The 3,935-nt window shown below is 48.1% G+C and carries 2 protein-coding genes; both read left to right on the forward strand.

What is annotated here, in order from left to right; all coding sequences use genetic code 11:
• Window positions 1–100 precede the first annotated feature (100 nt).
• A complete protein-coding gene (locus ACSZO4_RS24975) occupies window positions 101–505 on the forward strand; it encodes a J517_1871 family lipoprotein (protein ID WP_437891792.1) in 405 nt (134 codons plus the stop codon).
• A 55-nt stretch (window positions 506–560) separates the two neighbouring features.
• Entirely contained in the window at window positions 561–3,827 is a 3,267-nt protein-coding gene (locus ACSZO4_RS24980; RefSeq protein WP_437891793.1) for a phage tail tape measure protein, read from the forward strand.
• Window positions 3,828–3,935: the final 108 nt, after the last annotated feature.

The raw sequence follows: 3,935 nt of genomic DNA on the forward strand, positions 1-3,935 counted from the left end.
CGGGCATCGTGAAAAATCTATGGCAAAGAAAGCCTTATGTTCTCATAACTGACGATTAAATCGCACCTTCCTTAAGTGACTTATCAATGGGGATATGGATATGAAAAAGTTTTTGCTGGCGATTTCTGCATTTACTCTGGCTGGTTGCGCCACTGATGATATGTTGAATAATAAATTTCCTACTGTAGTGGCTCAACCGGCTGGGGATATTTCTGGTTTATGGACTGGTGCTCTCGGGCCTTATATTTCAACTCTAAAAATTAATGCTGATGGTAATGGATATTCCTGCTACTCATGGAATGAAAAGAAATCAGTTGATAGGGTTAAATTTGACGGCGCGAATATTTATTTCCAAGAGGGGACTAAGTTACAGGTTATTTCTAAAGACAGCACAACACTTAAAGTTAATGCCCCTTATGGTTTTGGTAAAGAGTATGTTTACACCAGAGATGAGAGCCTTAGCCAGGCCTCACCTTATTGTGTGAAAGAACTTAAAGCTCTTTAAAACAAACACACATGAATAAGACCTCGCTCAGGCGGGGTTTTTTATTGGAGAAAAAATGGCAACCCTCCGAGAGCTAATTATTAAAATCTCTGCAAATTCACAATCATTTCAAACAGAGATAACACGCGCTTCACGCATGGGTGCCGATTATTACAAGACTATGCAAAATGGCGGACGCCAGGCTGCAGCGGCAACAAAAGAAACTCAGCGTTCAATTTCAGCGCTAAACGAACAATTAAATACAGCTAAAGCGACCGCGTTATCAACTGCTGGAGCATTCGCGGGGGCGTTTGCTACTGGACATCTTATTCATATCGCTGACGAATGGGTTTCAGTCAATGCGCGCTTGAAACAAGCATCCAATTCAACCGATGATTTCACATCATCTCAACGTGCGCTAATGGATATCAGTCAGCGTACCGGGACCGCTTTCTCTGATAACGCAAATTTATTCTCCCGTTCAGCAGCTTCGATGCGTGAGTATGGTTATAGCTCAGAAGATGTCCTGAAAATAACTGAAGCAGTTTCAACGGGACTAAAATTATCGGGTGCCAACGCTCAGGAAAGCAGTTCCGTTATTACCCAGTTCAGCCAGGCACTTGCTCAGGGCGTACTCAGGGGTGAGGAGTTTAACGCAGTTAACGAAGCAGGTGATCGTGTAATTCGCGCCCTGGCATCCGGGATGGGAGTTGCCAGGAAAGACCTCAAGGCAATGGCCGATGACGGCCAATTGACAGCTGATAAAGTTGTCCCGGCACTTATTAGCCAGCTCGGAACGCTAAGGGCGGAATACGTTTCAATGCCTCAGACCGTATCTGCGGCTACAACAAAAATTGAAAACGCCTTTATGGCCTGGGTTGGTGGTGCTAATGAGGCCAGCGGGACTACGCGAACCCTTACGACTGGACTGAATGCTGTTGCGGATAATATCGATGAGGTCGCAACTGCTGCCGGTGCGCTGGTTGCTATTGGTGCAGCGCGTTTTTTTGGCAATCTTGTGTCTGGTGCTTCATCCGCTACGGTAGGGCTGGTCAATGCCGCGCGAAGTGAAGTTGCATTGGCTGAAGCTCAACTTCGTGGAACACAGGTAGCAACTGCCAGGGCGCGGGCGACGGTTTACAGAGCTCAACAGGCGCTTGTTGCAGCCAGGGCTACAGATGCTCAGGCTGCAGCAGAAAAAAGGCTCAGCCTGGCACAAGCCTCTTTATCAAGAAACCTTGTAGCAAGAACAGCTGCGCAGACAGCTTTGAACTCTGTCACGTCAATTGGTGGTCGCCTTCTTGGTAGTCTGACGGGATTGGTTGGAGGCCCGGTAGGAGTGGTTCTTACGCTCGCCGCAACATGGTACACGCTGTATCAAAATCAGGAGCAAGCGCGCCGATCTGCGCAGGAATACGCGAACACCATTGATGAGGTCAGAAGCAAAACCAGCGGAATGACCCTTTCCGATGCTTCAGATAATGAGGGTAAAACCCGCCAGGCGCTTGATGAGCAAAATCGTCTCGTTACTGAGCAAGAAAACAAAATCAGAAGTATCAAAAATGAAATTGCCGGTTTTCGTCAAATGCTGGAAAGTCCAGGTCTGACCATTGGCGATTACATGGTTAACCATCTGATGAGCATTGGCGACGCCACGGATGGTTTGGCTTCGGCTACCGACGCACTTGCAGTGGAGCAAGAACGGTTGAGCCAGATGCAGGCGAAATCTGAGAGTATTCAGTCAGTGCTTGAAGGACTGGAGCACCGCCGGGTAGCGTTGATACGTCAGCAGGCGGCTGAACAAAATACTGCTTATCAGTCTCTTCTGATGATGAATGGGCAGCATACGGAATTTAACCGCCTTCTGGGACTTGGCAACACTTTACTTATGGCGCGGCAGGGCTTAGTTAATGCACCAATGCGCCTGCCTCAGGCTGACTTAACCCAAAAACAGACGGATGCGCTACAACAAAGCAGGCAGGACCTTGAGTTATCGAAACTCAAAGGATCTGACCGTGAAAGGGTTCGCCTCGGTTACGCCGCCGACGCATTGGGCCTGACCACAGATCCCCAGTATCAGACCAACCGCCAGGCATACATCAACCAGGGCATGGAGCGCTGGCAGAATGATGAAGCCAATAAGCCTAAACCAAAAGGACCAAAGTCAGACGAAGAGAAAGCAGAGGATGCTTATGAACGTCTCATTAAGCAGCAACGTGAATCAATAGCATTGTCTGGTCAAAATACTGAGTTGGCCAAAATTAAATATCAGGTAACCCAGGGGGAGTTAGTCTCTATTTCTGATGCACATAAGCAAGATCTACTGCGCAATGCCGCCGCGCTGGATCATGTCAATGCAGTAGAAAAACTAAAATCGTTAAACGAGCAATTAATGACGCCAGAAGAGGCGCTGTTAAATACAACCCGCGAACGAATTAAGTTGTTAAAAGAGGCTGCGCCCGCCACCGAAGAATACCGTAAAACTATGGAGAAAATCTCCAAGGCTACTATTCAGGATGCGCCGAAATTTGATGGCGTTGATGCCTCTGTTGGTGGTGCCAGCGGTGAGTTAATTAAAATTGCTGATGCTCAGACCGAGTTAGAAAAGTGGCATAAGAAGCAGATCGAGATGCAAAAAGAACTGCTCGATGAAAAGGCTATTAATGAGCAAACCTATGCAGATCGCATTGCTGAAATTAATGCGACAAACGCCGACCGCCTGAAGGATATTCAATCGGGGTATACATCAGCCAGTCTGTCTATGTTCTCGGATCTCGCCGGGCAATCAGCCCAACTGCTCCAAAGCATCGGTCAGGAAGGCAGCATCGCTTATAAGACGCTTTTCTTTGCCAGCAAAGCGGCAGCGATCGCACAGGCTGTAATTAACACCGAGTTAGCTGCAACTAAAGCGATGGCAGAAGGTGGTCTGATTATGGGTATTCCAGCAGCGACGGCTATTCGCGCTGTCGGGTATGCATCTGTTGCACTCATCGCAGGGCAAACAATTGCAGGTATGGCCCACGATGGTATTGATCGCGTCCCTGAAACTGGCACCTGGCTGTTGCAGAAAGGCGAGCGAGTTGTTACCGCCAGTACGTCGGCAAAGCTGGACGCCACTCTGGAGAAGGTGCAAGCCGTTCGCCAGGATGCGGCTGGTGGGCAGATCCACATTCAGAACTCATTCACTGGTAAGCCTGATGATGTGACCATGGCGGCGATAGATAGCCGCAATCGTCAGCTTGTGATTTCAATACGAAAAGAGCTTACCGCTCAGATAGTTAGGCCAACTAATGAGTTTGGCCGTGCCCTGAATGGCTATTACGGCAGGACCAGAAAGGAGTAATCAAGTGTCTGAAATTTTTTACCCGCATGATTTGTACTAGCTCAGACCTGATCTGACAGTTACCGGTTATTTATACAGGTGTCTGTCAGATTAAATCTGGTTCAGATT

Source organism: Phytobacter sp. V91, from assembly GCF_965644225.1.
In the GTDB taxonomy this organism is placed as follows: domain Bacteria; phylum Pseudomonadota; class Gammaproteobacteria; order Enterobacterales; family Enterobacteriaceae; genus CBFFRJ01.